Annotated in this window: 30 protein-coding genes and 2 pseudogenes; 23 read left to right on the top strand and 9 right to left on the bottom strand. The window is 60.8% G+C overall.

Annotation, left to right across the window (positions count from 1 at the left end):
• Nucleotides 1-3: 3 nt before the first annotated feature.
• The 10 genes from ABSE61_RS09950 to ABSE61_RS09905 all read left to right on the top strand — a co-directional run bounded on the left by ABSE61_RS09950 (nucleotide 4) and on the right by ABSE61_RS09905 (nucleotide 8,764).
• On the top strand, nucleotides 4-837 hold the full coding sequence (locus tag ABSE61_RS09950; protein WP_423870923.1) for an ABC transporter ATP-binding protein: 834 nt from the start codon (nucleotides 4-6) through the stop codon (nucleotides 835-837).
• A gap of 276 nt (nucleotides 838-1,113) precedes the next feature.
• The gene (locus ABSE61_RS09945; RefSeq protein ID WP_423870922.1) at nucleotides 1,114-1,677 is read left to right on the top strand and encodes a YbhB/YbcL family Raf kinase inhibitor-like protein; all 564 of its coding nucleotides are present in this window, start codon (nucleotides 1,114-1,116) and stop codon (nucleotides 1,675-1,677) included.
• A gap of 123 nt (nucleotides 1,678-1,800) precedes the next feature.
• Nucleotides 1,801-2,589: an ABC transporter permease gene (locus ABSE61_RS09940; RefSeq protein ID WP_423870921.1), complete on the top strand. Its 789-nt coding sequence runs from the start codon at nucleotides 1,801-1,803 to the stop codon at nucleotides 2,587-2,589.
• Between the two features lie 256 nt (nucleotides 2,590-2,845).
• A complete protein-coding gene (locus tag ABSE61_RS09935) occupies nucleotides 2,846-3,832 on the top strand; it encodes an ABC transporter substrate-binding protein (RefSeq protein ID WP_423871038.1) in 987 nt (328 codons plus the stop codon).
• Between the two features lie 21 nt (nucleotides 3,833-3,853).
• Entirely contained in the window at nucleotides 3,854-4,549 is a 696-nt protein-coding gene (locus ABSE61_RS09930; RefSeq protein ID WP_423870920.1) for an NUDIX hydrolase, read from the top strand.
• Between the two features lie 233 nt (nucleotides 4,550-4,782).
• Nucleotides 4,783-5,778: a polyphosphate kinase 2 family protein gene (locus ABSE61_RS09925; RefSeq protein WP_423870919.1), complete on the top strand. Its 996-nt coding sequence runs from the start codon at nucleotides 4,783-4,785 to the stop codon at nucleotides 5,776-5,778.
• 70 nt (nucleotides 5,779-5,848) lie between these two features.
• Nucleotides 5,849-7,090, top strand: coding sequence for a sensor domain-containing diguanylate cyclase (locus ABSE61_RS09920; RefSeq protein ID WP_423870918.1), 1,242 nt, complete (start codon nucleotides 5,849-5,851; stop codon nucleotides 7,088-7,090).
• A 73-nt stretch (nucleotides 7,091-7,163) separates the two neighbouring features.
• On the top strand, nucleotides 7,164-7,412 hold the full coding sequence (locus ABSE61_RS09915) for a hypothetical protein (protein WP_423870917.1): 249 nt from the start codon (nucleotides 7,164-7,166) through the stop codon (nucleotides 7,410-7,412).
• Between the two features lie 239 nt (nucleotides 7,413-7,651).
• Nucleotides 7,652-7,864, top strand: coding sequence for a hypothetical protein (locus ABSE61_RS09910; protein WP_423870916.1), 213 nt, complete (start codon nucleotides 7,652-7,654; stop codon nucleotides 7,862-7,864).
• Between the two features lie 306 nt (nucleotides 7,865-8,170).
• Nucleotides 8,171-8,764 (top strand): phasin family protein, encoded by a 594-nt coding sequence (locus ABSE61_RS09905; RefSeq protein ID WP_423870915.1) that lies wholly within the window; start codon nucleotides 8,171-8,173, stop codon nucleotides 8,762-8,764.
• Between the two features lie 191 nt (nucleotides 8,765-8,955).
• On the opposite strand, the gene ABSE61_RS09900 is transcribed toward ABSE61_RS09905, so the two are convergent.
• Nucleotides 8,956-9,177 carry a hypothetical protein gene (locus ABSE61_RS09900; RefSeq protein ID WP_423870914.1) on the bottom strand — a complete coding sequence of 74 codons (222 nt, stop codon included), beginning with the start codon at nucleotides 9,175-9,177 and terminating at the stop codon, nucleotides 8,956-8,958.
• 317 nt (nucleotides 9,178-9,494) lie between these two features.
• Between ABSE61_RS09900 and ABSE61_RS09895 the strand changes: the two genes are divergently transcribed.
• The 8 genes and pseudogenes from ABSE61_RS09895 (at nucleotide 9,495) to ABSE61_RS09860 (ending at nucleotide 15,179) form a co-directional block, all read left to right on the top strand.
• Complete coding sequence (locus ABSE61_RS09895; protein WP_423870913.1) at nucleotides 9,495-9,851, top strand: hypothetical protein; 357 nt, start codon at nucleotides 9,495-9,497, stop codon at nucleotides 9,849-9,851.
• Nucleotides 9,803-10,222, top strand: coding sequence for a BA14K family protein (locus tag ABSE61_RS09890; RefSeq protein ID WP_423870912.1), 420 nt, complete (start codon nucleotides 9,803-9,805; stop codon nucleotides 10,220-10,222). Before ABSE61_RS09895 ends, ABSE61_RS09890 begins: the two co-directional genes overlap by 49 nt.
• Nucleotides 10,223-10,319: 97 nt before the next feature.
• Nucleotides 10,320-10,763, top strand: coding sequence for a hypothetical protein (locus ABSE61_RS09885; protein ID WP_423870911.1), 444 nt, complete (start codon nucleotides 10,320-10,322; stop codon nucleotides 10,761-10,763).
• On the top strand, nucleotides 10,763-11,437 hold the full coding sequence (locus ABSE61_RS09880) for an OmpA family protein (protein WP_423870910.1): 675 nt from the start codon (nucleotides 10,763-10,765) through the stop codon (nucleotides 11,435-11,437). The genes ABSE61_RS09885 and ABSE61_RS09880 overlap by 1 nt, the downstream gene beginning before the upstream one ends.
• A gap of 604 nt (nucleotides 11,438-12,041) precedes the next feature.
• Entirely contained in the window at nucleotides 12,042-13,601 is a 1,560-nt protein-coding gene (locus ABSE61_RS09875; protein WP_423870909.1) for a 2-isopropylmalate synthase, read from the top strand.
• A 273-nt stretch (nucleotides 13,602-13,874) separates the two neighbouring features.
• A pseudogene (locus ABSE61_RS37130) lies at nucleotides 13,875-14,198 on the top strand (Clp protease N-terminal domain-containing protein); the annotation flags it as partial.
• An 18-nt stretch (nucleotides 14,199-14,216) separates the two neighbouring features.
• Nucleotides 14,217-14,603, top strand: a complete 387-nt coding sequence (locus ABSE61_RS37125; RefSeq protein WP_490338366.1) for an ATP-dependent Clp protease adaptor ClpS — start codon at nucleotides 14,217-14,219, stop codon at nucleotides 14,601-14,603.
• A 243-nt stretch (nucleotides 14,604-14,846) separates the two neighbouring features.
• Complete coding sequence (locus ABSE61_RS09860) at nucleotides 14,847-15,179, top strand: hypothetical protein (RefSeq protein WP_423870908.1); 333 nt, start codon at nucleotides 14,847-14,849, stop codon at nucleotides 15,177-15,179.
• A 133-nt stretch (nucleotides 15,180-15,312) separates the two neighbouring features.
• Here ABSE61_RS09860 and ABSE61_RS09855 read toward each other — a convergent pair whose 3' ends face one another.
• From ABSE61_RS09855 to ABSE61_RS09845, 3 genes are all read right to left on the bottom strand, one after another.
• A complete protein-coding gene (locus ABSE61_RS09855; RefSeq protein WP_423870907.1) occupies nucleotides 15,313-15,513 on the bottom strand; it encodes a hypothetical protein in 201 nt (66 codons plus the stop codon).
• A gap of 282 nt (nucleotides 15,514-15,795) precedes the next feature.
• Entirely contained in the window at nucleotides 15,796-15,978 is a 183-nt protein-coding gene (locus ABSE61_RS09850; RefSeq protein ID WP_423870906.1) for a hypothetical protein, read from the bottom strand.
• A gap of 259 nt (nucleotides 15,979-16,237) precedes the next feature.
• Entirely contained in the window at nucleotides 16,238-16,477 is a 240-nt protein-coding gene (locus ABSE61_RS09845; RefSeq protein ID WP_423870905.1) for a hypothetical protein, read from the bottom strand.
• Between the two features lie 302 nt (nucleotides 16,478-16,779).
• Here ABSE61_RS09845 and ABSE61_RS09840 point away from each other — a divergent pair, with 302 nt between their 5' ends.
• Both ABSE61_RS09840 and ABSE61_RS09835 read left to right on the top strand, forming a co-directional pair.
• Complete coding sequence (locus ABSE61_RS09840; RefSeq protein WP_423870904.1) at nucleotides 16,780-16,965, top strand: hypothetical protein; 186 nt, start codon at nucleotides 16,780-16,782, stop codon at nucleotides 16,963-16,965.
• Nucleotides 16,966-17,193: 228 nt separating this feature from the next.
• On the top strand, nucleotides 17,194-18,432 hold the full coding sequence (locus tag ABSE61_RS09835) for an ABC transporter substrate-binding protein (protein WP_423870903.1): 1,239 nt from the start codon (nucleotides 17,194-17,196) through the stop codon (nucleotides 18,430-18,432).
• 281 nt (nucleotides 18,433-18,713) lie between these two features.
• Here ABSE61_RS09835 and ABSE61_RS09830 read toward each other — a convergent pair whose 3' ends face one another.
• From ABSE61_RS09830 to ABSE61_RS09820, 3 genes are all read right to left on the bottom strand, one after another.
• The gene (locus ABSE61_RS09830) at nucleotides 18,714-19,613 is read right to left on the bottom strand and encodes a J domain-containing protein (RefSeq protein ID WP_423870902.1); all 900 of its coding nucleotides are present in this window, start codon (nucleotides 19,611-19,613) and stop codon (nucleotides 18,714-18,716) included.
• Between the two features lie 267 nt (nucleotides 19,614-19,880).
• Nucleotides 19,881-20,351 (bottom strand): hypothetical protein, encoded by a 471-nt coding sequence (locus ABSE61_RS09825; protein ID WP_423870901.1) that lies wholly within the window; start codon nucleotides 20,349-20,351, stop codon nucleotides 19,881-19,883.
• A 234-nt stretch (nucleotides 20,352-20,585) separates the two neighbouring features.
• Nucleotides 20,586-20,720, bottom strand: coding sequence for a hypothetical protein (locus ABSE61_RS09820; RefSeq protein WP_423870900.1), 135 nt, complete (start codon nucleotides 20,718-20,720; stop codon nucleotides 20,586-20,588).
• Between the two features lie 242 nt (nucleotides 20,721-20,962).
• On the opposite strand from ABSE61_RS09820, the gene ABSE61_RS09815 reads away from it, so the two are divergent.
• A complete protein-coding gene (locus ABSE61_RS09815; RefSeq protein WP_423870899.1) occupies nucleotides 20,963-21,142 on the top strand; it encodes a hypothetical protein in 180 nt (59 codons plus the stop codon).
• 687 nt (nucleotides 21,143-21,829) lie between these two features.
• The gene (locus tag ABSE61_RS09810; protein ID WP_423870898.1) at nucleotides 21,830-22,150 is read left to right on the top strand and encodes a superinfection immunity protein; all 321 of its coding nucleotides are present in this window, start codon (nucleotides 21,830-21,832) and stop codon (nucleotides 22,148-22,150) included.
• A 10-nt stretch (nucleotides 22,151-22,160) separates the two neighbouring features.
• On the opposite strand, the gene ABSE61_RS09805 is transcribed toward ABSE61_RS09810, so the two are convergent.
• Both ABSE61_RS09805 and ABSE61_RS09800 read right to left on the bottom strand, forming a co-directional pair.
• Nucleotides 22,161-22,556 (bottom strand): hypothetical protein, encoded by a 396-nt coding sequence (locus ABSE61_RS09805; RefSeq protein ID WP_423870897.1) that lies wholly within the window; start codon nucleotides 22,554-22,556, stop codon nucleotides 22,161-22,163.
• Between the two features lie 118 nt (nucleotides 22,557-22,674).
• Complete coding sequence (locus ABSE61_RS09800; protein ID WP_423870896.1) at nucleotides 22,675-23,208, bottom strand: lipocalin-like domain-containing protein; 534 nt, start codon at nucleotides 23,206-23,208, stop codon at nucleotides 22,675-22,677.
• A gap of 194 nt (nucleotides 23,209-23,402) precedes the next feature.
• Here ABSE61_RS09800 and ABSE61_RS09795 point away from each other — a divergent pair.
• Nucleotides 23,403-24,457 (top strand): annotated as a pseudogene (locus tag ABSE61_RS09795) (alpha/beta hydrolase).
• The last annotated feature ends 774 nt before the right edge of the window (nucleotides 24,458-25,231 follow it).

The following is a 25,231-nucleotide window of genomic DNA, read 5'->3' as shown; positions in this document are numbered from 1 at the left end:
GGGGTGGAACAGCCAACGATAACGAACAAGACGTCCACGGCGGTCGCGCTGCAGGACGCCACGGTAGCATTCCGCCTCGCCGGCGGGCGCGTCTATACCGCGGTCGAAAAGGCCAACCTCACGGTGGCCCCGGGCGAGTTCGTTGCCATTGTCGGGCCGACCGGGTGCGGCAAATCGACCTTGCTCAATGTCGCAGCCGGGCTTCTGGCGCCGGCCGGCGGCACGGTGCGGATTTTCGACGGCCCGCTGACCCGGCTCAACCGGCAGGCTGGATATCTCTTCCAGGCCGATGCGCTGTTTCCCTGGAAGACCGCGATCGACAATGTCGCGATCGCGCTCGAAGTCGACGGCACGCCACGCCGCGAGGCGCTGGAGCGGGCGCAAGGCTTTCTCGACCGGGTCGGCCTTGGCGCCTTTTCGCATCGCTACCCGCACATGCTCTCCGGCGGCCAGCGCAAGCGCGTGGGGCTCGCGCAGGTCCTGATCCGCGACCCCAAGATTCTCCTGATGGACGAGCCGTTCGGGCCGCTCGATGCCCAGACGCGCCAGATCATGGGCAACCTGCTGCTCGAGCTCTGGAGCGCGGACCGCAAGGCGGTGCTGTTTGTGACCCACGATCTGGAGGAGGCGATCGGGCTTGCCGACCGCGTGGTGATCATGTCCGCGGGTCCGTCCGCGCGCATCATCGGCGACTGGCGTGTTCCTCTCGCGCGGCCGCGCGACATCACCGAGGTCCGGCTGACCAAGGCCTTCCATGACCTGCACCGCGAGATCTGGGACGCGCTGAAAGGCGAGGTAATGAAGGGCTACGCCCAATCCACCAAAATCGCCGGCTGACGGCGGTTTTGCGAAGGATGGTCCCGCCTGGGCGGCCAAATATAACAACGGAGATCGATGATTATTCCCTGCTCGTTCACGGCTTTGTCACGAGACGCCTCCGGCGGGCAGGTGATCTTGATCTCACGGGGCGCGAAGCTACACTCCGCGCGCCAAAAACGAGCCCACCCCAAAAACCAGCAATCAGAGGCAGGGGATCCCGGGCACGTCATCAAGGGTAAACAACCCAAGGCAACAACCCAAGGCAACTACCAAGGCAAACAAAAGGAAGATGTCATGTTCCTACGTGGTTCAATTCTGGCCGGAGCAGTTGCTCTTGCGGCCTTGAGCGTTTCTCCCGCCAGTGCGCAAGGCGTGTTCACGCTGACCTCGCCGAGCTTCAAGGACGGCGAGCGGTTGGCGACGAAGTTCGCCGGCAACAACAAGACCAACCCGAATTGCGTCGGCGAGAACGTCTCGCCCGCGCTCTCCTGGTCCAATCCGCCCGCCGGCACCAAGAGCTTCGCGATCTTCATGTTCGATCCGGAAGGGCGTCCGCCCGGCGGCGTCAGCCACTGGGTTGCCTATGGCATTCCGGCTTCGGTGACCGGCTTTGCCGAAGGTGAAGTCTCCAAGCCGAGCGACAAATATGTCGGCGGCACCAGCCTGATGAAGCTCGCGAACTATTTCGGCCCCTGCACACCGCCCGGCCCGATCCATCACTACACGCTGACACTGATGGCGACCGACCTCGATCCGAAAGCGCTCGCGGCCGGTCTCGACCGCGCAGAGGCGCAGAAGGCGCTCGACGGCCATGTGTTGCAGGCTACCGGCCTGATCGGCACGTTCTCGAAGCCGTAACGTCAATTCTCGTCATGCCCGGCCTTGTGCCGGGCATCCACGTCTTCGTTGATGTGGAAGCAAAGACGTGGATGGCCGGGACAAGCCCGGCCATGACGGATCTTTAATTATCGGATTTGCTCAATGCCCCGCGTGACGCTTCTTTCCCTTCAGGTGCTGGTTGCGGTCGTGGCGATCGCGCTGTGGCAAATCCTGGCCACGGTGCCGATCTTCGGCCGCATGCTGCTGCCGCCGTTCTTCTTCTCGACGCCGCTCGCGGTCGGTAGCCAGATCGTCGACTGGTTCGTAACCGGGGTGATCTGGAAGCATCTGGCGATCACGCTGTGGGAATCGATCCTCGCCTTTGCGATCGGATCGTTTTTGGGCGTTGCTGTCGGGTTCTGGTTTGCGCGCAAGCCGCTGGTCGCCGCCGTGTTCGACCCCTACGTCAAAATGGCCAATGCGCTGCCGCGCGTGGTGCTGGCACCGATTTTCGCGCTGTGGCTGGGACTCGGGATCTGGTCCAAGGTGGCGCTCGGCGTCACGCTGGTGTTCTTCATCGTGTTTTTCAACGTCTATCAGGGCGTCAAGGAAGTCTCGACCACCATTCGCGACAACGCCCGCATGATCGGCATGAACGAGGGCCAGCTGATGCGCCATGTCTACTGGCCGTCGGCGCTGTCGTGGATGTTCTCCTCGCTGCACACGTCGGTCGGCTTTGCCGTGGTGGGCGCGGTGGTCGGCGAGTATCTCGGTTCGGCAGCGGGGCTCGGTTACCTGATCCAGCAGGCCGAAGGCGTGTTCGACGTCGCCGGCGTCTTTGCCGGCATGTTCGTGCTGTCGGCCTTCGTCATCCTGATCGATATCTTTGTCAGCATGGTCGAACGGCGTCTTCTGGTCTGGCGTCCCAACGCGGGCGAGGCGAGGGCGTAAGGTTTCGCGTCGTAGCGGGACGATGCGCATCCGCCACTTGTCATCACCGGGCTTGACCCGGTGATCCACGTCTTACTTTCTCTGTGAGGATGCAAAGACGTGGATGGCCGGGTCGAGCCCGGCCATGACCGAGCGGCTTATGCCAGCTTCTCATCTTTGCCCCACTGTTCTATCCTGTGCGAAACAAGGGACCGGCGCGGAGGAAATCGTGAACATCAGGCTCAAACAGGCAGCCTTGGCCTTCGTGGCGCTCGCCATGATTTCCGGATTCCAGCCGGCTCAGGCGCAAACCAAAGTCACGATCGCGGTCGGCGGCGGCGCCTGCCTCTGTTACCTGCCGACCGTGTTGGCGAAACAGCTCGGCGAGTATGAAAAAGCAGGCCTCGCCATCGAACTCGTCGACCTCAAGGGCGGCTCGGATGCGCTCAAAGCGGTCCTCGGCGGCAGCGCCGACGTCGTCTCCGGCTATTTCGACCATTGCGTCAATCTCGCCGCCAAGAAGCAGGAACTGGTGTCGTTCGTGGTCTATGACCGCTATCCGGGCCTGGTGCTTTTGGTGTCGCCGTCGCATACCGCCGACGTCAAATCCATCAAGGATCTCGCCGGCAAGAAAGTCGGCGTCAGCGCGCCGGGCTCATCGACCGATTTCTTTCTCAAATATCTTCTGAAGAAAAACGGCGTCGACCCGGCAAGCGTCGCGGTGATCGGCGTCGGGCTGGGCGGCACGTCGGTCGCGGCGATGGAGCAAGGCCAGATCGATGCCGCCGTGATGCTCGATCCCTCCGTCACCGTGCTGCAAGGCAGCCATCCTGATCTGCGCATTCTCTCCGATACCCGCACCGCCAAGGACACCTTTGAGGTATTCGCAGGCGAATATCCCGGCGGCGCGCTGTATTCGACGGCGGCCTGGGTCGCCGGTCACGACAAGGAAGTGCAGGCGCTGACCGATGCGATGCTCGGCACGCTTGCCTGGATACACGCCCATTCGCCCCAGGAGATCATGGCGAAGATGCCGCCCGAGATGGTCGGCAAGAACACCGAACTTTATCTCGCCGCGCTGAAGAACACGATCCCGATGTATTCCGAGACCGGCAAGATGGACCCCAAAGGCGCGGACGCCGTGCTGGCGATGTTCAGCGAGAGCTCGCCGGAAGTCGCCAAGGCCAACATCGATGTGACCAAGACCTACACCAATACGTTTGTCGATCGCGCCGGGAAGACCACGGGCTCGAATGCGAAGTAAAACCTCGCCGCCGGTGTCTGTATGACCCCGCCCGAGATTCATCGCGTCGCGACGCTTGATCTGAAAGTGCGCAGCTTTGCGTGGCCGTTTGCAGCGGAGCGGCGCGTCGAGATCGACGCGCATTTTGCCGCCAAGCAGCGCGAGAAGCCTGAACTGTGGAACGGCCGCGTCCTGCTCGGCCGCAACGCAATTCATGCCGGCGATCACTTCAGCGCCGATTTCTTCGAGACGGACTTCGCGAATTTTCTGGCGTGGCGCGACTGGGACTTTCCCGACACGAGCGTCTTCAACGGTTTTGGCATGGGTGCGCTGCGCTCTTCCGACGGCGCGTTCCTGCTCGGCGAAATGGGCGCGCACACCGCGAATGCCGGCCGCATCTATTTTCCGGCCGGCACACCCGATCCCGACGATGTCAGGGACGGCAAGCTCGATCTCGCCGGCAGTATCGTGCGCGAGGTCGCCGAGGAAACCGGCCTCGATGCGGCCGATTACACCATGGACACGCACTGGAGCTGCGTATTTGCTGGGCCATCGATTGCGATGATTCGGATATTGCAGGTCGAACTGACCGGCGAGGCGCTTCGGCTGCGGATTGAGGCCAATCTTGCCCGTGAGACTCAGCCTGAGTTGCATGCCGTGCATCTGGTGCGGTCGCGTTCCGATCTTGTGCCCGCGATGCCACGCTTTGTGAGTGCGTTTCTCGAGGCCCAGTTTTAAGCGGCTTTATTGAGCCGTGGGTGGTGCGCTCCCTTCCCCTGAAAGGGGGAGGGGTGGGGTGGGGGTCAGTGTTCGGTGCAGCAGAGAACCGGCCAGCAAAGGTGAGGTTACGTGACCGCCTCCCGGCTCGCTTCGAAGCGCGAGCGCTTTTCGAGCTCGCCGACCTCCCCCTTTTTGGGGAGGTGAGGAGAGACCTTTTTAGTGCGAAAGTCTTTTTAGCTTTAGGATGATCCATGAGCAAAAAGCCCAAGCGGCCCGTGACCGAGCGGTTGAAGCCTTTTGTTGCGCCGTTCCGGTTCGACGGCTCAGGCGAGTTTCATCTGAAATTGCACAACACCGGCGAAAGGGGCGGCCTCGACAAGGACGAAGGCGAAAAAGTCCTCGAAGCCAACCGCCAGCGCCTCAACGATCTTCAGGAGAAACTATATGCACAGGACCGCTGGTCGCTGCTGGTGATCTTTCAGGGCATGGATGCCTCCGGCAAGGACAGTGCGATCAAGAGCATTTTCGACGGCGTCAACCCGCAAGGCTGCGAAGTCACGTCGTTCAAGCAGCCGACGGCCCATGAACTCGACCACGACTTCATGTGGCGCGCCATGATCGCCCTGCCGGGGCGCGGCCGCATCGGCATCTTCAATCGCTCCTACTATGAAGAATGCCTGGTGACGCGGGTGCATCACGAACTGCTCGCGAAGGAAAAACTCCCGAGCAAGCTGATCAGCTCCCACATCTGGCAGGAGCGCTTCACGGACATTGCCGCATTCGAGCGCTATCTGTCGCGCAACGGCACGATGGTCCTGAAATTTTTCCTCAACATCTCGAAAAAGAAGCAACGCGAACGGTTCCTCGACCGGCTGCAACAGCCCGCAAAGAACTGGAAGTTCTCGATGAACGACGTCACCGAGCGCGCCTTCTGGCCGCGATACATGGCCGTGTATCAGGACATCGTCCGGCACACCTCGACGCGGTTTGCGCCGTGGTATGTGGTGCCGGCCGACCACAAATGGTTTGCCCGCGTGGTGATCGGCTCGGTCATCGTCAGCGCGCTGGAAGAACTCAATTTGCGCTTCCCCCGCGTCGCCAAGGGCTCGCTCGATGAGTTTGCCAAGGTGCGAAAGGCGCTGGAGAGCGAAGGCACAAGCGCAGCCAAAAAGTCGGCCAAAAAGCCGACCAAGAATAGGGTCAAGGCTAGTGCGAAGAGCCGCAAGCGGCCCCAAAAAGCTGGCTAGATCGGCGATAAGAGACCGTTAACAATAAAGCCAAACGGAATCGAAAACGTTCACCCGTAATTGTACGTAGATGGGACACCAAGCCGGCGATTACGTTCAACCAGGCGCGCGCAACGAGCAGGACCGGCTCGCGGCGCTGGACAACTATGACGTGCTTGATACTCCGCGGGAGGAGGCATTCGACCGCGTCACCCGCCTGGTCCGAAGCATCTTCGGCGTCTCGATGTCGACCGTCACCCTGATCGACGGCCATCGGCAATGGTTCAAGTCGCAACAAGGCATGCCCAATCAGGAAACCGAACGCGGTCCATCGCTGTGTAATGCGGCGATCCAGCATCCGCGGCCGCTCGTCGTTCCGGACACGCTGCAAGACCTAAGGTTTGCCAATAATCCGTTTGTCACTGGCGCGCCCTTCGTTCGCTTCTATGCCGGCGTTCAGCTCCGCTCGCCGGAAGGCGATGCGGTCGGCACGCTTTGCGCGATGCACGATCAGCCGCGGCCATTCGACAACGCGCAACTCGCCATTCTCGTCGACCTCGCCAAGACCGTGACGAGCGAACTCGAGCTTCGCACGCTGGCGACCCGCGACGCGCTCACCGGCGCCTTGTCGCGCCGCGCGCTGCGCGAGGAATTCTCGCGGGCGATTTCGCTCGCACGGCGCCACAAGTTCGAGCTTGCCTGCATCTTCTTCGACCTCGATCATTTCAAGTCCATCAACGACACCCATGGTCACGGCGTCGGCGATCTGGTGTTGCGGGCCTGTGTCGAGGCGTGCCGGGGCGAACTGCGCTCGACCGACACGATCGGCCGTTTCGGCGGTGAGGAATTTGTGGCCCTGTTGCCGCATACCGGGGCCAAGGCCGCGCTCGCAGTGGCCGAGAAAATCCGCGCCGCAGTCGCGCGATGCCGGGTCGAGGGTGAAAATAGCCCGGTGCGCTTCACCGCAAGTTTTGGCGTCGCCGCGCTCGACGGCAGCGATATCGACGTCGACCAGATGCTCAAGCGCGCCGATACCGCGCTCTATGCGGCCAAGGCCACGGGCCGCAACAATTGCCAGATGTGGCATGAACAACAGCCGGAGTCCGGCCTGTTGCGTCGCGTATTGAAGGCCGGCCTGATCACCTTCAACGGCGGCCGCTCGACCATCGAAAGTACCATCCGCGGGCTTTCCAAGTCAGGCGCGATGATTCAGGTGATCTCGACCGCCGGCGTGCCGGAGCGCTTCAAGCTCGGGGTGGTGTCGGAAGAACTGCACCGCCTGTGCAAGATCGCCCATAAACGCGACAACCAGATCGAAGTCGTGTTCGAGTAGCGCTTTTCCCTTGCGGAGAACGATCGTCTACGATCAAATCGGCAGGCGTTCAATATTTCCCGGGGAGTCAAAAATGCTTAGAAAAATCATGCTGGCCGGTTTGGTCGTCGCGTTTACCGGTGGCGCCGCTTTTGCGCAGGAAAGCTGTGACACCAAGGCCGTCGGCAAGGACGGCAAGCCGCTCGCCGGTGCTGCCAAGACCTCGTTCATGAAGAAGTGCATGGCCGATAGCTGCGCCACCAAGGCCGTAAGCTCCGAAGGCAAGCCGCTCGCCGGCGCCGCCAAGAACTCCTTCATGAAGAAGTGCGAAGCGGGCGGTTAGCGCGGTTTCCCTCATCCTGAGGGATTGACGCCGCAAGGCCAGACCTGGATTTTTTCGTGTTGAATGGAAAGCCGCTCTTCGGGGCGGCTTTCTTTTGTTTTCAGTGCGGTTCCGAATTGAGGCGGGCAGTCCCTAGTTTGGCCTTGTTCGACCATCGAAGCGGCAAGGAAGTGCCCCATAAATCCCAAAAACCCGGCGCTTGATGATCCTGCTTAGGATCCATCATGTGAGTGAGTAAAATGGCACGTCGCAATCCTTCATCGATGTCGGGAGACGGACAAGTTTCCGAGGCGGAGCCGATCACGCCGGCACTTGCGGAATCTCTCGAACGTACGGAGATGCTTCAGGCGCAACTCAAAAGCTCGGAGCGGCTGAACGAATATTACAATGCGGTCGTTGCCGAACTGCGTGCCTCGCTCGAACAGATCGAAGCGGAAGATCGAGCATCCTGATGCGAAGTGACTATTGAGTCGTCATGCCCGGCCTTGTGCCGGGCATCCACGTTTTTAGAGCATCAAAAAGGAAGCCGTTGATGGCCGGGCGTAGGCGGGCGGAAGCGACGCCGTCCTTCAGACGGTTATGCCCGGCCATGACGAAAGGATGCAATTAGCGGGAACTCAGTTGCGCCTATCGTCCCGCCGCCAGGTTCATCACCACATCAACGCCGCGCAACGAACAGGGCATAACCGCGATTCAAACGTAATCGCGGCGAACTCCTGACTTATTGCTTTGTAACTGCATGTGATGGGAGCGTGATCATGCCGACGACACGAGAAGAAAAGGCCGCCGCCAGGTCACGCCAGCGCAACCGCAAGACGGATCAACGGAAGGCGAAAGGCGAAAAGAAGGGTGAGGCGAGGCCCGAAGTCGATCCCGTCAACGCCATCATGGCGCCGATGGAAGCAGCGCAAGAGATCACGCCGGTAGAAGTCACACCCGCCGAAATCACGCCGGTGGAGATCACGCCAGTTGAGATTGCTCCAGCTGAGATTGCGCCGGTTGAGATTGCGCCGGTCGAGGTCGCACCGGTTGCCATGACAGTGGAAACGGAAGCTGTCACCGCCTTGAGCGGGGAGGTGCTGCCGCCGGTGCGCGAGCATGCGCCACAGACGGCGGGCGCCCAGGCGATCGCGCTCGCTTACGGCGACTACACGCGAAAATCGTGGCTTACCGGCCGCTTCCTGGTCGAGCGCCTGATCACGGCGCGGTCGTTCGATGAGGCCATCGAGATTCAGGGCGACTTCGCCAAGCAGGCCTGTGCGAACTTTGTCGCTCACTCCGAGAGGATCAGCGAACTTTACGGCGCATGGGCCCAGCAGTGCTTCAGGCCGTTTGAAAACGTCGCGACCTAGTGGTCCGATTCTAACATTTGCATTCCGTTGAGGCAGGCACTTTTGCAAATGTTAGAATTGAAAGGACCCTTTGACGCGTTTTCTACCGCAGATAAGTCTACGCAACTGGCGTAAACTCGATTGCGACGCGAACCGGTTTTCACCCTCGGATCGAGTCCGAGGGCATGCGTCGCTCGAAAACGCCATGAGCCTCAATCGGCCACGCGCCCCGCATGGTGCAACCAGGCATGGATGATCTGCCACTTGTCCCGCCTGCCGGGGCGGAAATCCAACAGCGGGGAGCTTCTATCCTGAAGCTCGCAGAAAAATTTCAAGCTATCGCGGGCAGTCGGCGATGACGGGTCGATCGGCTGGGCCTGCAGCCAACGATCCCATTCCTGAAGTACCTGGGACTTCCACTGATCCTGTCGCATAGACGGCGCGTCCTCGTCTCAAAGAGGTGAGACCCCCTAAAAATAAAGGGTCTCGGGGTGGTTGCGCTGGTCTTTAGAAGCAGGTTTTTACAAGATTGCTCGGATGAGCGATCTGGAAGGCGCCTTGGCTACCGCCGTGCCGTTGAGAGCCTTCAAACCCACTATGCTCGGGAGGGCTTAATCGTTTCTAAATGCGGCTGCATGGATGTCAAGCGATTGAGCTGACATGACAACAGTGCAGATCGACCTGATGTTATTGTGCAACGCCTCCTTTGAATCTAACATCAGTGAAGCCCTCATAAGACGGACCTATCGGAATGCCAAAACGCTTCGGCCCTGTGATGCAATGCCTGAATGTCGGTTTGGTGACGGGCGCGCTCACGCTGGCGAGCCTGTCCGGGGCTTGCGCCTCCTACAAAGCACAACCGACGCTGGCAACCGGCGCCCCGCTCAGTTTCGGCATGAGCGCTGAGGAGGCCTCGGCCGCGCTGGGCGTGCCCTTGAGCTATGTTCGCGGCCGTCCCGGCAGCGAACTCCTGCTCGCTCTGCCCAACGTCAAGGGCAGCGCGCTGACGATCCGAAGCGACGGGCTTTATCTGCAATTTCGAAGGGGAAGGCTGACCGGATGGAAGGGCGACTGGGGAACGGCGAAGCCGCCAGTGGTGGGCTGGTGATGCGGCCTCTTTTGAAAACGGCGATCTTGGCGGCCGCTCTTGTCGCGTCGGTGTCCAGCGCCTCGGCCCAGACCTATGGCGAAGGGCGGCGCTACAACAATGGCAATACCGCGAGCTTTTTCTTTTACGACAATCGCGACGACCAGCGCGATCTCCCGACCAATGGCGGCTTTCCCGGCAATTTCGCCGCCGACCGGGTTTTCGCCGGCGTCGGCGCCGCCGGATGGCTCGAAAGCAACCCCCAGCATTCGGTCCAGCCCTATCCGTCACAGACCTACACCGTTAATACGGGAAGGTACGTGACCTGTCCGCATACGCGCGTCGAGCAGGCCCCGGACGGGCGGCGATATGTCCGCTGCCTGACGCCATAACAGGCGCGGCCATAGGGCGGCCTGACCCCGGCGTTAAGCACAACTTGCGCCCTATTGCGGTCTTGACGCTAGGCAGCGCCACCATTCAGATGGCGCCATGGTCAAGACTGGGTCATTTGCGCTCCTGGCCGCTGTCATCGCGGCATCGCCAGCCATGTCACCTGTCGTGTCGCCAGCCTTGGCCGAAACCATGAGCTTCGAAAACGCCACCGCGATATTGGCGGAAAGCTGCGGCAAAGATATCGACGCCAACTGCCTGGGCCTCAGCCTCGACGCGCAGCGGCTCAAAGAGTGTTTGACCCGCAATCAGGATAGCGTCTCCGCTCAGTGCCGCACCGATTACGTCAGGGCGTTCGATGCGATCCAAAAGCGCGTGGCCGCGCATGGGGCGGTCGGCAAGCTCTGCTTACGCGAGAAGCAGAAGATTTGCGCGGACGCCGAGGCCAAACCCGGCGAGACCATCGACTGCCTGTTGAAGGCGCCGACCCGCGGCTTGAGCGTCGCATGCAACAAGGCGCTGACGGAGGCGGGGTATCGCTGATGCCACGCCCTCGACTCGCGCGCCGGTTTCTTCCGCTCACGGCCGGGCTGTGGATCGCCATGTTGCCGGCTCCGTCAGCCCTGTCGCAGGAGGGGCCGACGATGGAGGCGATGGTCGGCGTGCTCGCCGGCCTCGAGGCGCCTTCGGATCTGGAAGTGCCGGCGCTGCGGCAGCAGGTCACCGATCGCATCAAAGCCAAGGCGGATGCGATCGCGCTCAAGCGTCCATTGGTTGCGCCCGAGCTCAACAAGCTGCCCCACGTCAGCGTCGACATTCAGTTCAATCCGGACACGCCGGTGATCCGGCCGGAGTCCTATCGCACGCTCGGGCGTATCGCGGATGCGCTGACCAATCCGGCGCTGATGTCGTTCACGTTCCTCATCGTCGGCCGTGTGGAAGCCAACGGCCGGCGCGAAAATAATCTTGCGCTGAGCCAGCGCCGGGCCGAAGCGATCCGCGACGCGCTGCTGATGACCTTCAAGATTTCGTCCAAGCGCGTCCTGGCAGTCGGCCTCGGCGAGGAGCAATTGCAGGACGCCAACAATCCAAAAGCCGCCGTCAATCAGCAGGCGCAGATCGTCACGCTGCGCGAGGTTGCGCAGGTCGCTGTCAAGCCACCGGAAGCCGCCACGAAATCGGCAACCCCGCGCTCCGCCCGCAAGGGCGGTAAATAAGACGATCCGGGAAGCCGAGCTTGTTCGCGGTCGGTCTCGGCGAGGTGCAATTGCAGGCCGCGGTCAACCGGCAGGCGATGATCGTGGCGCTGCGGTAATCCTGACCGGCTCTTCGTCATTCCGGGATGCGCCGTCAGGCGCAGGCCCGGAATCCATGGTGTGCCGCTGGAATACTGGGAAAATGGATTCCGGGCTCGCGCTCACGCGCGCCCCGGAATGACGGCTAGATTAGGTCACCCATGCTGACTATCTTTTGGCGTTGCGGCTTCCCGCCAAACTCGTCTAGAACGGCAGTAAGAGCGAGGGTCCCGGCAACCAAGCGTCAATGGTTTTGACCGAGATTACCGCTTTAAAGGGTCCGGCAATGCTGATTCGCGGCGAAAACGTTGGAGTTCAGGGTGGGATGGCCGATGCCGTCCGTACCCCGGCGACGGCGCCTGCGTCCCTGCCCACCCTCATTATCGGGCTTCAGCTTCTTATCGGCCCCTGAGGGCCGTCTGGGCGATTGCGCCTGGGCACTCAGGGGTTTGTACCGATAGCACCAAAAACCCCTTGAAGCGCTCCACCAGATGCCGCGCGACCGACCCAAAAGGAAGAGAAGCCAATGACCTCCGCCAAAAAGTCCGAAAAGGACCGCGTAGTTATATTCGACACCACCTTGCGTGACGGCGAACAATGCCCCGGCGCCACCATGACCTTCGAGGAAAAGCTCGAGGTCGCCGAGATGCTCGATGACATGGGCGTCGACGTCATCGAGGCCGGTTTTCCGATCACGAGCGAAGGCGATTTCCAGGCGGTCAGCGAGATCGCCCGCCGCTCCAAGAACGCGGTCATCGCGGGCCTCGCCCGCGCCCATCCGAAGGACATCGATCGCTGCGCCGAAGCCGTGAAGTTCGCCAAACGCGGCCGGGTGCATACGGTGATCGCGACCTCGCCGCTGCACATGCGCGTGAAACTGAACATGACGCCGGAGAAGGTGATCGAAACGTCGATTGCCAACGTCACCCGCGCCCGCAACCAGATCGACGACGTCGAATGGTCGGCCGAAGACGGCACCCGCTCCGAGATGGAATTCCTTTGCCGCATCGTCGAGGCCGTCATCAAGGCCGGCGCCACCACGGTCAATATCCCCGATACGGTTGGTTACACCGTTCCGGAAGAATACACCCACTTCATGCGGACGCTGATCGAGCGGGTGCCGAACTCCGACAAGGCGGTATTCTCGGTGCATTGCCACAACGACCTCGGCATGGCGGTGGCGAATTCGCTCGCCGGTGTCGCCGGCGGCGCGCGCCAGATCGAATGCACCGTCAACGGCATCGGCGAGCGCGCCGGCAATGCCGCGCTCGAAGAGATCGTGATGGCGATCAACGTGCGCAACGACAAGTTTCCGTGGTGGAACAAGATCGACACCACGATGCTGACGCGCGCCTCCAAGCTGGTCTCGGCGGCGACCTCGTTCCCGGTGCAGTACAACAAGGCGATCGTCGGCCGCAACGCCTTCGCGCATGAGAGCGGGATCCATCAGGACGGCGTGCTGAAGGATGCTTCGACCTACGAGATCATGCGGCCGGAGATGGTGGGCCTGAAGCAGTCCTCGCTGGTGCTCGGCAAGCATTCCGGCCGCCATGCCTTCGTGCACAAGCTGGAAGAGATGGGCTACAAACTGGGCGCTAACCAGATCGAGGATGCCTTTGTGCGGATGAAGGCGCTCGCCGACCGCAAGAAGGATATCTACGACGAGGACATCGAGGCGCTGGTCGACGAGGAGATGGCCGCTTCGCACGACCGCATCAAGCTGACCTCGCTCACCGTGATCGCCGGCACGCACGGGCCGCAGCGCGCCACCATGAAGCTCGATGTCGATGGCCAGATCAAAATCGAGGAAGCCGAAGGCAACGGCCCGGTCGATGCGGTATTCAACTGCATCAAGGCGCTGGTGCCGCACGAGGCCAAGCTCGAACTCTATCAGGTCCACGCCGTCACCGAAGGCACCGACGCGCAGGCCGAAGTGTCGGTGCGGCTTGCGCATGAGGGCCGCTCGATGACCGCGCGCGCCGCCGATCCCGACACGCTGGTGGCGTCCGCAAAGGCCTATCTCGGCGCGCTCAACAAGATCGTCATGAAGCGCCAGCGCGACGTCGTCACGCAGGCGGCGGGGTGATCAACTTGGGGCGTCATTCCGGGGCAGCGCGCAGCGCTGAACCCGGAATCCGTGGCGCCGCCGCGATGTGTGGAGGAATGGATTCCGGGCTCGCATCTTCGATGCGCCCCGGAATGACGACCTCGATTTCCTTTGTCGCGACTGGGTATAGTCGTTTCAAGAACGGAGCCCGAGCATCCGATGCTCGTCTTCTCGCAAAACCTGAGCCAATCGCTTTCGCGCGCGATCGCGATGGCGGAGCAGCAGTCTTACCCCTGAGCCACGCCCGAGCACGTTCTGCTGGCGTTCCTCGACGATCCCGACGCCATCCCTGTGATGCGGGCTTGCAATGTCGACCTCGCGAAACTGCGAAGCGCCGTACTGGCGTCGATGCCTCATTGGCCGTACACGCAAGACCAGGACGAGCCGGATGACGCGCTGGATCCGGACGAGTGGGATGGAACGCTCGATCTGGACGAGTCCGATGAAGGGCTGAACGGGGACGAGGGGATCCCGGTGGAGCATTTCCAGATCGTTCTTGAGCGCGCCGTCGATCACGCGAAGTCGAGCGGCTGCGAAGAGGTCAACAGCGCAGATGTCCTGGTGGCGCTGTTGGACAGACCCGTCGGCGAGCTTATGAACGAGCACGGCGTGACGCGGTATGACGCGACAACCTTTATCTGTCATGGGATCGGCAAGGATGCTCAGGCGGCATCGCGCGGCGGTGACGTCGTGAGCTGGTCGGGACCCCAGGCTTTATCCGGCGACGCCACGGGCTCATCGATGTCCAGGGTTCAGCTCGTGAACGACGACTATACGCCGATGGATTTCGTGGAGCGGGTGCTGACGGAGATTTTTGAACTGGAGAACGAGGACGCCGAGCGTGTGATGCTCGAAGTCCATCGCGAGGGGGCGGGTGCATGCGGGAGCTTCGCCCGTGAGGAGGCGGAAGCACGCGCTGTGCGAGTCATGGACCTCGCTCTCGAACATCAACATCCGCTTCGATGCCGCGTTCTGCAATAGGCTCCCAGATCCACTCCACCAGTGACGCCATCACTCACCAACTGACTCGATCAACAAAGCCCCGGACAATGTCCGGGGCATTTTTAGTTAACGCTGCACAGTACGTTCACGATGAACTCACTACTTCGTTATCTAAGCATCACGTACGGAACGGAAATCGTGATGTAACGTTTTTGCGCAGGCCTAGAGGCACAACAACAGCGCCCGGGTTTGGGGGAGGAAAAAACCCATGGAGAAAAGAAAATGAATCCCAAGAAAATTGCTATCGTAGCTGCGGCTTTCGCGTGCGCGGCATTGCTTCCGGTGGCGGGCGCGCAGGCGGCCAAGCATCCCCATCACATGATGCATGCGCACCATCATGGCGCCCCCAATCCGGTGGTGGGCGCGGCCGATGCCGCTGGTGAGATCGCAGGTGCTGCGATCGGCACGGCCGGCGTGATCGCCTCCAACGTCACCTCGCCATGGGCAGGTCCAGGCTGGCAAGGCAACTACTGGGCGCCGAGCGCCTGGGGTGACTACGAGTGCCATTCGACGACCTTCGGCTGCCGTCCCTACGGTGCATGGACCCAGCACTAATCCGTTCTTTTAAAAAACAGCGATGCAAGAGGCGGCCCTACCGGCCGCCTCTTTTTTCAACCGAAGATGATGCAAACGAACAACGTTCGCCGCGACACTCAGTCAGCGCGTGCTGACACGGAGTGCCGCGCTCTCACTTCGGCGGCTGCAAGCCGGGCGAGTTGGCCCAATTGCTGAAGCGCAACGCAGCTTCGGCCTGACGCGCTTTTTCGAGCATGGCCTCTTGCTCAGCGCCCGGAGGCAGGAGCGAAGCCTTCTGGCGCGCATCTTCCGCGAAGGAGACGAGGCGATCCTGCAGGGAATGAACTTGCTTGACGCGCTGCCGGGTTGACACGGTGCTACTCTCTGTTGGTGTTGTACGGTAGTGCAACCGGGATTTGCATCATCGATGTAATCCGCCGGGCCTGCCGCCGGGGGATCATGGCTTTTTTAGCCGGGAATGAATGCGCACAATTGGACACAAGAACTGAATTAAATTTGGCCAGAAAACCGTTTCAGAATGGCACCGGTTCGCATGGATCGGCTTAACTTCTGGTCTATTGAATGATTGCTATCATGTCGTGCCCTCGATCTCGGGGCCAACCGGGGCTTCAAGGGTAACGGCTTCGTCACGTTCTCAGCGTGGCGGGGCCGTTTTCGCATGCAGGTCGGGCTCGGCGATCTGAAGCTCTTTCTTCTCGTCTTCCAGTTTTGCGATCAGGATATTGAGGCTTTTGACGCTGCCTTCATCGGTCGTCCGCGCGGACAAGCCGTGATAGTGCCCTATCTCCTTGTCGATCTCCTGGCATTTCCAACACATCGCGGACTCCAACCTGCGTGGACCAACCCCTGGAGGGTGCTCACGTTCCAGGCAGATGGTTGGATCGGCAGCTCGACAGAACGGCAATTTAGCGCGTCGGATAAAACGTTTGAGAATGTCGGTGCACTTTTGTGCTTGGCGACAGCGCAGAGGTTCTCGCGCTCGTTTCGAAGGCCGCCTGGTGTGGCGGTTCAGAAGTCCGCACCATTATCGCCGCGAGTTCGTTATGCGGACTTCTGAGTCAAAGCCACACGGGACACTAGTCGGGATGGACACACGCCTTGGCGTACTTGCGCCAGACATAGGGCGGGGCGCATGGCGGCCTTGGATGCGCGCCGGCGGGGCATTCGTTCCAGGTCACCGCGCCCGTCTCCCAACCGTTCACGACGCATCCGCCATTGACGGCGTTGTGACAGCCGGGGCCGCATTCATCGGCTGCTTGGGCCGCGCTGATGCCAAGCAACGCTGCGAACCATATCAAAGCCAACAACCGTTTCATGTCATCTCTCCTTCGTGAGCCCGCCTGTGGACCGCAGGTTTTCCAACCGAGTGGCGGGAGTGGAGTTCCGGTGAGGCGGTCATGACACGTTTCCAGTGCCACGCTATAAATACCGCCTAGTGCCGCCTGTTTGAAGTTCCTGCACCGCAAGCGGCGAATTCGATCCAGGAACTTCAAATAGAAAAGCGGCACTAGAACCAACAAGTTTTCTAGTGCTCATGCCTTTCCGAAGTTCGTAGAAGTGGGTGCGGCGATGGAGCACGAACTTCGGAAAGTGGGCACTAGCAGGCGGGGGAGGCCTAATGGAGCACACATCTCCGGTTCCGGTCGTGGTCGCGCTGGTCGTTGCGATCATCGGTTCGATCGTCTTGTACAACATGGACTTCATCCACCACACCGTCGTCCGCAACGATGGCATCCTCAAGCTCAGCCGCGAGGCGCTGGCGCGCGCCGGCGCCAACACCACGCCAACCCCGCGGGACCCATAGAGGCTTGCGACCTTTCAAGGCGAATTCTCGACGTCAGATCCGGCGACGCCGGCAAGGGCGTGGTCCAACGCGCGCGAAAATCGCGGCGAACCGTCACAATGGCGCATTGCCGAAATTGGAAACAGCGGCTAACGAAAGATGATGCCCGGCCAAGGGCCGGGCGAAAAGCTTCGTTGGGATAAATGCTCGGTACAAGAGAGCTGCCCGGCATCGCAACGGGAGGATTTGATGAAACTCATATTCGCGGGGCGTTCGGCCGCGCTGTTTGCACTTGCAGCATTTGAACTCGGCATTGGCTTCGCCGCCCCGGCGTCGGCCGACGATAAGGTCGTCAAGATCGGCGTCCTGAGCGACATGGCGAGCCTCTACGCGGACATCAACGGCCCCAACACCGTGATGGCGGTGAAGATGGCGGTGGAGGATTCCGGCCTCGCGGCGAAAGGCTGGAAGATCGGCGTGATCAGCGGCGATCACCAGAACAAGCCGGACGTCGGCGTCAGCATCGCGCGCCAATGGATCGACACCGAGCAGGTGGATCTGGTCGACGACACGCCGAACTCCGGCGTGGCGCTCGCCGTCAGCAACCTTGTCAAGGAAAAGAATTCGATCCTGCTCAATTCGGGTGCGGCCAGCGCCGACCTCACCGGCAAGGCCTGCAACGCCAATACCATCTCCTATACCTACGACACCTACATGCTCGCCCACGGTACCGGCAACGCGCTGACCAAAGCCGGCGGCGACACCTGGTTCTTCATCACCGCCGATTACGCCTTCGGCGCCGCGCTCGAGCGTGACACCACCGCGGTGGTCACCGCGGACGGCGGCAAGGTGCTCGGCGGCATCAAGCACCCGCTCAACACCTCCGATTTTTCGTCCTTCCTGCTGCAGGCGCAGTCGTCCAAGGCCAAGGTGATTGGCCTTGCCAATGCCGGCGGCGACACCACCAACACGATCAAGCAGGCCTCCGAGTTCGGCATCACCGCGGGCGGCCAGAAGCTCGCCGCGCTTTTGCTGTTCATCAACGACGTGCATTCGCTCGGCCTGAAGACCGCGCAGGGCCTGACCTTCACTGAGTCGTTCTACTGGGACCTCAACGACAACACGCGTGCCTGGTCCAAGCGGTTTGCGGAAAAAGCCAACAATCACGCCATGCCGTCGATGAACCAGGCCGGCAATTACGCCGGCATCATGCATTACCTGAAGACGCTGGTAGCGCTTGGCGGCAATCCGCATGACGGCGCCAAGGTCGTCGCCAAGATGAAGGAAATCCCGACCGACGATCCCCTGTTCGGCAAGGGGTCGCTCCGCGCCGACGGCCGCCATATCATTCCGGCCTATCTGTTCGAGGTGAAGAAGCCGGAAGAATCGAAATATCCGTGGGACTACTACAAACTCGTCGCGACGATTTCGCCTGAAGATGCCGCCAAGCCTTTGGCATCGAGCGATTGCCCGCTGATCAAGAAATAGCTGGGCGCTGAGATAGAAAAACCCCCGCCGTCGTGAACCGGCGGGGGCTTCCTCGGGTGGATGTCGCGAGGCTATGAGGGGCTCGCGCGAAGCGCCCCATAGGTGTCGCTCCAAGGACCCATTGGATTAATCTAGCGAGCGTCAATGGTTCCGGCACGGCTGTATTTTGAGCAGCCGGTGCCAACGCTTGGGCAGTTATCGAACGCGTATCCGCCCGATCGGTATTTTGATGCGGTTCACAAGTAGACTGACGGGAGCGTCAAGGCGTCGTCGGGTGGAATCTAGCGTCTGGTCGAGTCATCGATTTGCTTGGCTTTGGCGATGTCCGCGTAAGCGCGCTTCGAATCGCCCAGGCGATGGAGAACAATGCCGCGGTCGACATAGGCGTCCGACGACTTGGGATCGAGAGAGATCGCCAGATCGAGCTTGATGAGGGCGAGGTACAGGTCGCCGTTGCGATAGGCCGAGATGGCCTGTTCGCGATAGTCGTTGGCGTTAGCCGGTTCAAAATCGCGAGCCGCAAAATCGCGCGCAGGAAGGATGCTTTCATCCATTTGGGGACTGGCTGCGCTCGCGGCGGATACGCCGGCGCTTGGTGCACCGGCCTCCTCGATTGAACTCAGAATTTCAAATTTCCTGCCGCCGTCGATCTCGACCTTGTCACCCGTCCAGCCGGGCGCGTCGACCAGTTCGGCCAACACCATTTTTGCCGGTTCGATCTTTTCCGGTTCGATCCTTGCCGGTTCGATTCTCGCCGTTTCGATCCTTGCCGTTTCGATCTTTGCCGGCTCGGCTCTCGACGTGTCGGTCGCCTGCGCCGCTACGAGGGGGAGGTTGTTGACGTATCCAAACAGCATGTATCCGACGAGCAGCACAAACGACACGGCGGCCAGCGTCATCGCGCCGGTCGCAAGCTGGTAAATCGTCGTGTCGGCGACGCGCTTCGACCCGTCATTGCGCTCGCTGTCGGCAATATCCAGCAGGTGGTCGTAGGCCGCGCGCTGCTCGTCATCCAAAAGAATTTCGCTGGCGCGAACGATCTTCCGAAATTTCAACGCGGCGTACGGATCTCCCGGATTGATGTCGGGGTGAGCACCCTTGACGGCCTGACGGAATGCAGCCCGGAGGCTGTCAGCGTCGTCGTTCGGTAGCGCTCCAAGCAAATCGTAAAGCGTTTCCATGTCTCTTCACGCAATTAACTATGTCAATAATCATCTCAAACCTTCGCAATCGCGAACAAAACCTTGTCACCCAGCGTGGCAAAAACAGGGCTGAAATATGGATTTTTGCGCGCTGCGGCCGTCATCCGGCCGACATACAGGAGCGGGCCAGTGGCCCACAGGAGCCGGCCACTTCGAAATAAATGCGCCTAGACCGGAATAAAAACAGCGGCGGCCGTGCCGGGCGGCGGCGATCGTTTGCGGCGATGATCCGCGTTGGAAATCAGCTCAATCTTGCAAGTGCCGGACAGAGGATTGGAGCAGGCCGAGGCGAGTACGCGCGGCTTTTTCGGTTTCCCGATAGCACTGCAGCTCATACTCGCTTTTCAAGCGGACCCATTCATCCGGATCGACGGTTTTAACGTCTGACTTCTTGTATTCGCAATCAGGGGCCGGCTGTGGCGCGAGCAACGCCGGATCAAATCGGCGAATTCGCGCTTGCAAGTAAGTGCGTTCGGCGTGCCTGCGGGCTGGCGTAATAGCAGTTGCGGACGCGGTCCTGACCTGGGGCGGCCTCGCGGCCGTCTCGTGCGGTCCGGGATTTTGCGCACAGCCTGCGATCGCCAGCGCGAGCGAAATCGCCGGGAGATTCAGCCATTTCCGGTTCAGCCATTTTGACACGGCAGCGCGAACACATGTCCCGTGCTGTTCAAATTTGCCGGAATCGGCCGGGCAGCGTGTTTGATTGACGATCGCCATGCGCGCGCGACCCGGGTTCATAATGAAGTTCGTTGAAAGGCTCGTCAGGCAACGCCGGCACTATGTGTAGAAAACTTGAATCTCTTTCTAACGGACACGATGAATGAAGCGTAAATGGCGGCAGGGTGGTGTGGTCCACGGATAGCAGCGCGTCGCCGCGGTTCGAATGCCTGCGCTGCCGGCATTCGGAGCCCGCCGTTTTCGGATCGAAGTAATTAGGTTAGCTTCACTGTCCTAATCCACATGGCTGATATCTTCCCGTAAGACTTTCCGCAGCCCGCGGCTGATTGTCGGCGTATGCGCCGCCATGCCCAAAACGACGCACAGGCCGTCTTGCCCGAAATGCGGGATGCGGATGATCGCAAGCACGCTGGGCTCCTCAACAGCAAGCAGGCTTTCGAGTGCTTGCGCTCTCGGCCATCAAGAGACGCGTCGAGCCGGGGCGTAAGGCAAGCGCCGGTTCGCAGCCTGAGAGCGATATTCCTTCGCGGACGGCAAGAAAGTTGTCGACCGCATCGATCGTGCGCAATATCGAATGCAAAGCCGGGCTTTCCATTGTGCTATGCATTGTAAAGTGATGGACTGGGCCATCACGGCAAAGGGGGATCGCGATGCTTTCGGCTTTGATTGGTGTTCTGATTATTGTCGTCATCGGCGCCATCTGCTTCTGGGCGATCGACAGGTTTGCCATGGATCGCCGGCTGGCGCAGCTGCTGAAGCTTCTCGTGATCCTGATCTGTCTCGCGGCGATCCTGCAACGGATTCTGCCTCTTCTCGGCGTCTATATTTAGCAACCTTCGTCAGGAAGAGCCGGCAACGCCGCTCGGTGTTGCCGACGAGGTGATGGCATGGAACCAACTGCCAGTGTGGCGGTTCAGAAGTCCGCGTCATTGCCGCCCGCGGGTTCGTGATGCGGACTTCCGAACCAAACCCACACTTGATCAATAGGTTTGCCAGTGTCCTTTCGATTCCGAAGTTCGAAACGTGGCTCCGCAAAATGCGACGAACTTCGGAATCGGGACACTGGCGATCGGCGACCGATCCATCATTCGCCGATCTTTTGGATCGGCATCGTTCTGTGCCTGGCGGCCATCGCCATCTATTTGTGGTCCGACGATCTCTCATGGCGTCCGTCGCCGGCTTGGCGGTAAGGCTCGATTTGAGTTGACCGGCGACGGTCAGCCAGCCGCGGTCGTGTCAGACGTCAGCGATGCTTGAGATACCTCTCCGCCTCGACCTGGCTACGAATGTTGTCGTAAAAGGACAGCAGCCGCTCGTCCCTGGGGCGGGATCCGTGGACAGGGATGACGGTCGAAACCCCGTAAAATCCACCTGTTGTGTGAAGGCCACATGGCCCATTCATTTTCGGCCTTGGTCCACTTTTGGACGATACAAGCAACCGGCCGGGTGCGGTGCTGACCGTCTATTTGAGCGTTTTTATTTCATTGATTGCCCGCGAACAGCATTTTTGGTGTGCCATGTTCGATATTTTAGTCGCTGCTTTCATCATGCTCTATCTCGTTCCCACGGCGGACGCCTACGATCGAGCCCATCCACATGCGCTTCGAATTTCCCCCCTGAACGTATTTCTCGGCTGGACCGTTTTCGGTTGGATGGCCGCGTTCGTCTGGTCGCGGACCATTTCGCCCGTCGATTTCTACGCAGCCAGGAACCGGCCGCGGCGCGCGGTGTGTACGAGCGCACGGTGGGCCGCAAGGCTTGCGGTCCCTCGCACCGAGATCGGCCGGGAACTTTTTCGTAGCGCGCGGCCGTCGCAAACGCGAACGTACGGCCGTTGATCGAGCGGCGCTAACAGCCCCGGCAGATCCCCGTGAACGAGCTGACCTGCCGGTGACCGGGCCGGCGATGGCGTGTTTTGTGCCTTAGCTCGACAGCCTGCGCGCTGATCGTCTGCTGTGATGCGTAGGGATAGGAAGGCGGTGCGGCGGCGCGTACCGGCGCCAGAGGTGCCTGGGGGACCGTGATTGCAGGTGCGTTGGAGCGGAGCGGCGGCACACTTGAGGCGTTGCCGATGCCGCTCAGATCGGAAGGCGGCCTGGGATTCGCGGGGCCGTACGGGATGCCGTTGATCGGTGCCATGCCGGCGCCGGCCGTTCCCGCGGGTGGAGTCAGTTGCGCGAAGACTTGACTCCCGAAGCAGGGGCTGACGAGCACGGCGACGACAAGCGGAATGATGCGCGACATCTGGCTCTCCGAACCACCGTACCTTCAACGATAATATAGGGGCGCGTGTTCCCTCATGCAGCACGGGTTTGATCCGATCCGAAAGATTTCTGGCCGGACGCTCTGGTTTGGTGGCGCGCTACCTGAGCTTTTGCCAGATCAGTGTAATGACGATCATCTTGCCATCGAACGGACTTGGCTGAGGCCTGGTCATGTAAATCAGACGATCGCCATCCATGGTTACATCTCTGATCACGGTGGTCCCGCAGCGGACTTCGTCCGAACAGATGTCGACGTGATGCGCCACGGTCTTGCCGTCAAATTCATACGTTCCGCCGTAGGCCAGCATCGTGCGGAAGAGTTGGATACGCTCGTGGTCGGTCAGCTTCGCTGAGCTTTCCGCCTTGGGCCTGTCGCCATATGTAATCAGCACCAGCATGCGGCCGTCCGCGCCATACATGATGAAGCCCTTCGCATTCTCGTCAGGCACGGCCTGACCCGTCTCAAGATGCTTTGTGGACGAACTGATGAGCTGATAGGTGCCCGTCAGTTCGTATTCGGCGGCAACTGTGGGACGCGGGATCAGGATCGCGGCCAGTACAAGCATCTGTACGCCGGCGATCGCGGCGCTTGGCACGAAGCAGCGAGCGACTATCCGTTTTGGAAATTGCATTTGAATTGCGCCCCGCCCTGGAAACCTCAGCATAGCATGCATTCAGACCGCTGATGGGGGCATTGCCGGCGCCGGCCGTTCCCGCGGGTGGAGTGCGTGCAGTGTTTCAGCCGTCCGGGAAAACCGCTAATGTCTGCGGCACGACGCAGGGATCAATCAAGAATTCCCACGCAATCCAAGGGGAGGCGGCACCGATGATCATGAGCTCCAGATTACGTCTCGCTGTTTTGGCCGCCGGCCTCGCGCTGCCGACGGCAGCTTTTTCGCTCGAGGCTGGCACCCGGGATGTGCCGGCAAAGGAAGTCCCGGTGCCAAACGCCGGCGTCAGCGCGCAGGAGCAGTTGGTGATCGGAGCGCCGCTTCCGGCGTACTGGAACGATCATCCCAAGGATGCCACCGCATGGAAGGCGCTGATCAACATGCGCGCCGAGGTGATCAACAAGACGTTGCCGGGCCTGCGAGCAAAGTTCGCCGTCCAGTCCAAGCAAGTGACGATCGCGGGCGTGAATTGCTACATCCTTACACCCGACAACATTCCCGAACAGAACCGCAATCGCCTGCTGGTTCATGTGCACGGAGGCGGCTACGTCTTCGCCCCCGGAGAGGCCGCTACGCGTGAAGCGTTCCTGATGGCCGGCTTCAGCAAGTTCAAGGTGATCTCGATTGATTACCGCATGCCGCCGGATTTTCCCTATCCGGCCGCGATGGATGGTGCGATGGCCGTGTGGAAGGAGGTCACCCAAACGAACGAGGCGAAGAAGATGGCGATCTTCGGCACGTCGACCGGCGGCGGGATGACGCTTGCGATGGTGCTGCGCGCCAGGACGGAAGGGCTGCCGCTGCCCGGCGCCACCGCGCCCGGCACCCCATGGTCGGACATGACCAAGACCGGCGACACTTTCTTCACCAACGAAAAAGTCGACAACATTCTGGTGAGCAACGATGGCTGGCTCGGCGATGCCGCAAAGCTCTATGCCAATGGTCATGACCTGAAGGATCCGCAGCTTTCGCCGATCTACGGCGACCTCACCGGTTTTCTGCCGACCATTCTGACATCGGGCACGCGCGATCTGTTCCTGTCCAATACCGTGCGGGTGCATCGCAAGCTGCGTCAGGCCGGCGTGGTGCCGATCTTCACGTGTTCGAAGGGCAGTCGCATGCGCAATATGCGGGTGATCCCGATGCGCCCGAAACCATGGAGCACTTCAGCGAGCTGACGGCCTTCTTCAACAGGTACTTGGCGAAGTAGTTTTCGGAGAGTTTGAACTCAAAACCGGGGTGCGGTCACCGCGTCGATCCCTTGCCGGTAGTTGGCGGCCTGTTGTTGGGATTTGTAGCCGGGTGGATTTTCACCCAGCGAAATGATGCGCGGAAGTAAACAGCACCGCCACGAACACAAACATGGCGATAAGAGCGCCGAAAACACTTCGGCTCAGTTGCGCCCGGGTCAGGTGCTGGGACATGTCATCCTCCGTGATCCCACAACGGTAATCGCCGCAGGCGCCGAAAGTTCCTGGTGCCACTCGCGTGCTGTTCAGAAAAGGACCTACAACTTAAATTTGTGATCTTGTTGTGACGCACTCTCGTGGCCGAGCGCGAGTGGGATCAGTCAAAAAGAAAGTAAGACGTCATGCCCGCGCCGAGCGCGGGCATGACGTTGGGACTGTGCCCGTCGTGCCAATGCGTCGCAGTTGATCTCGCCCGCAAATCACCGGCAGAATCCGCACCGTTCCGTTCTCGAAAAGAGGGGCGCTTCGCGGTCGTCACGAACGTTGGGAGCGGGATGCGGTGGACGCGAGCGGTGCACACGACGAATGCGCCGAACGCGGACGGTGAAGTCGTGTGGGCCCGACGAGAGTGTCAGTAATCTTGTGTAAGCAGGTTTCTGTGAGTTTACCTTCTGAAAGGAGCTCACATGACGACCACGACATTGACACCTGAACTTCTGGATCAATTGCTTGCGGGCTACGAGAGGCCCGAGGACTTGACGGGCGACGACGGGCTGTTCCGGCGGCTGAAGAAA

This window comes from Bradyrhizobium sp., assembly GCF_049519115.1.
Taxonomy (GTDB): Bacteria; Pseudomonadota; Alphaproteobacteria; order Rhizobiales; family Xanthobacteraceae; genus Bradyrhizobium.
Note: the sequence above shows the minus strand (reverse complement) of the source record. Positions and strands in the feature narration are given on the sequence as shown.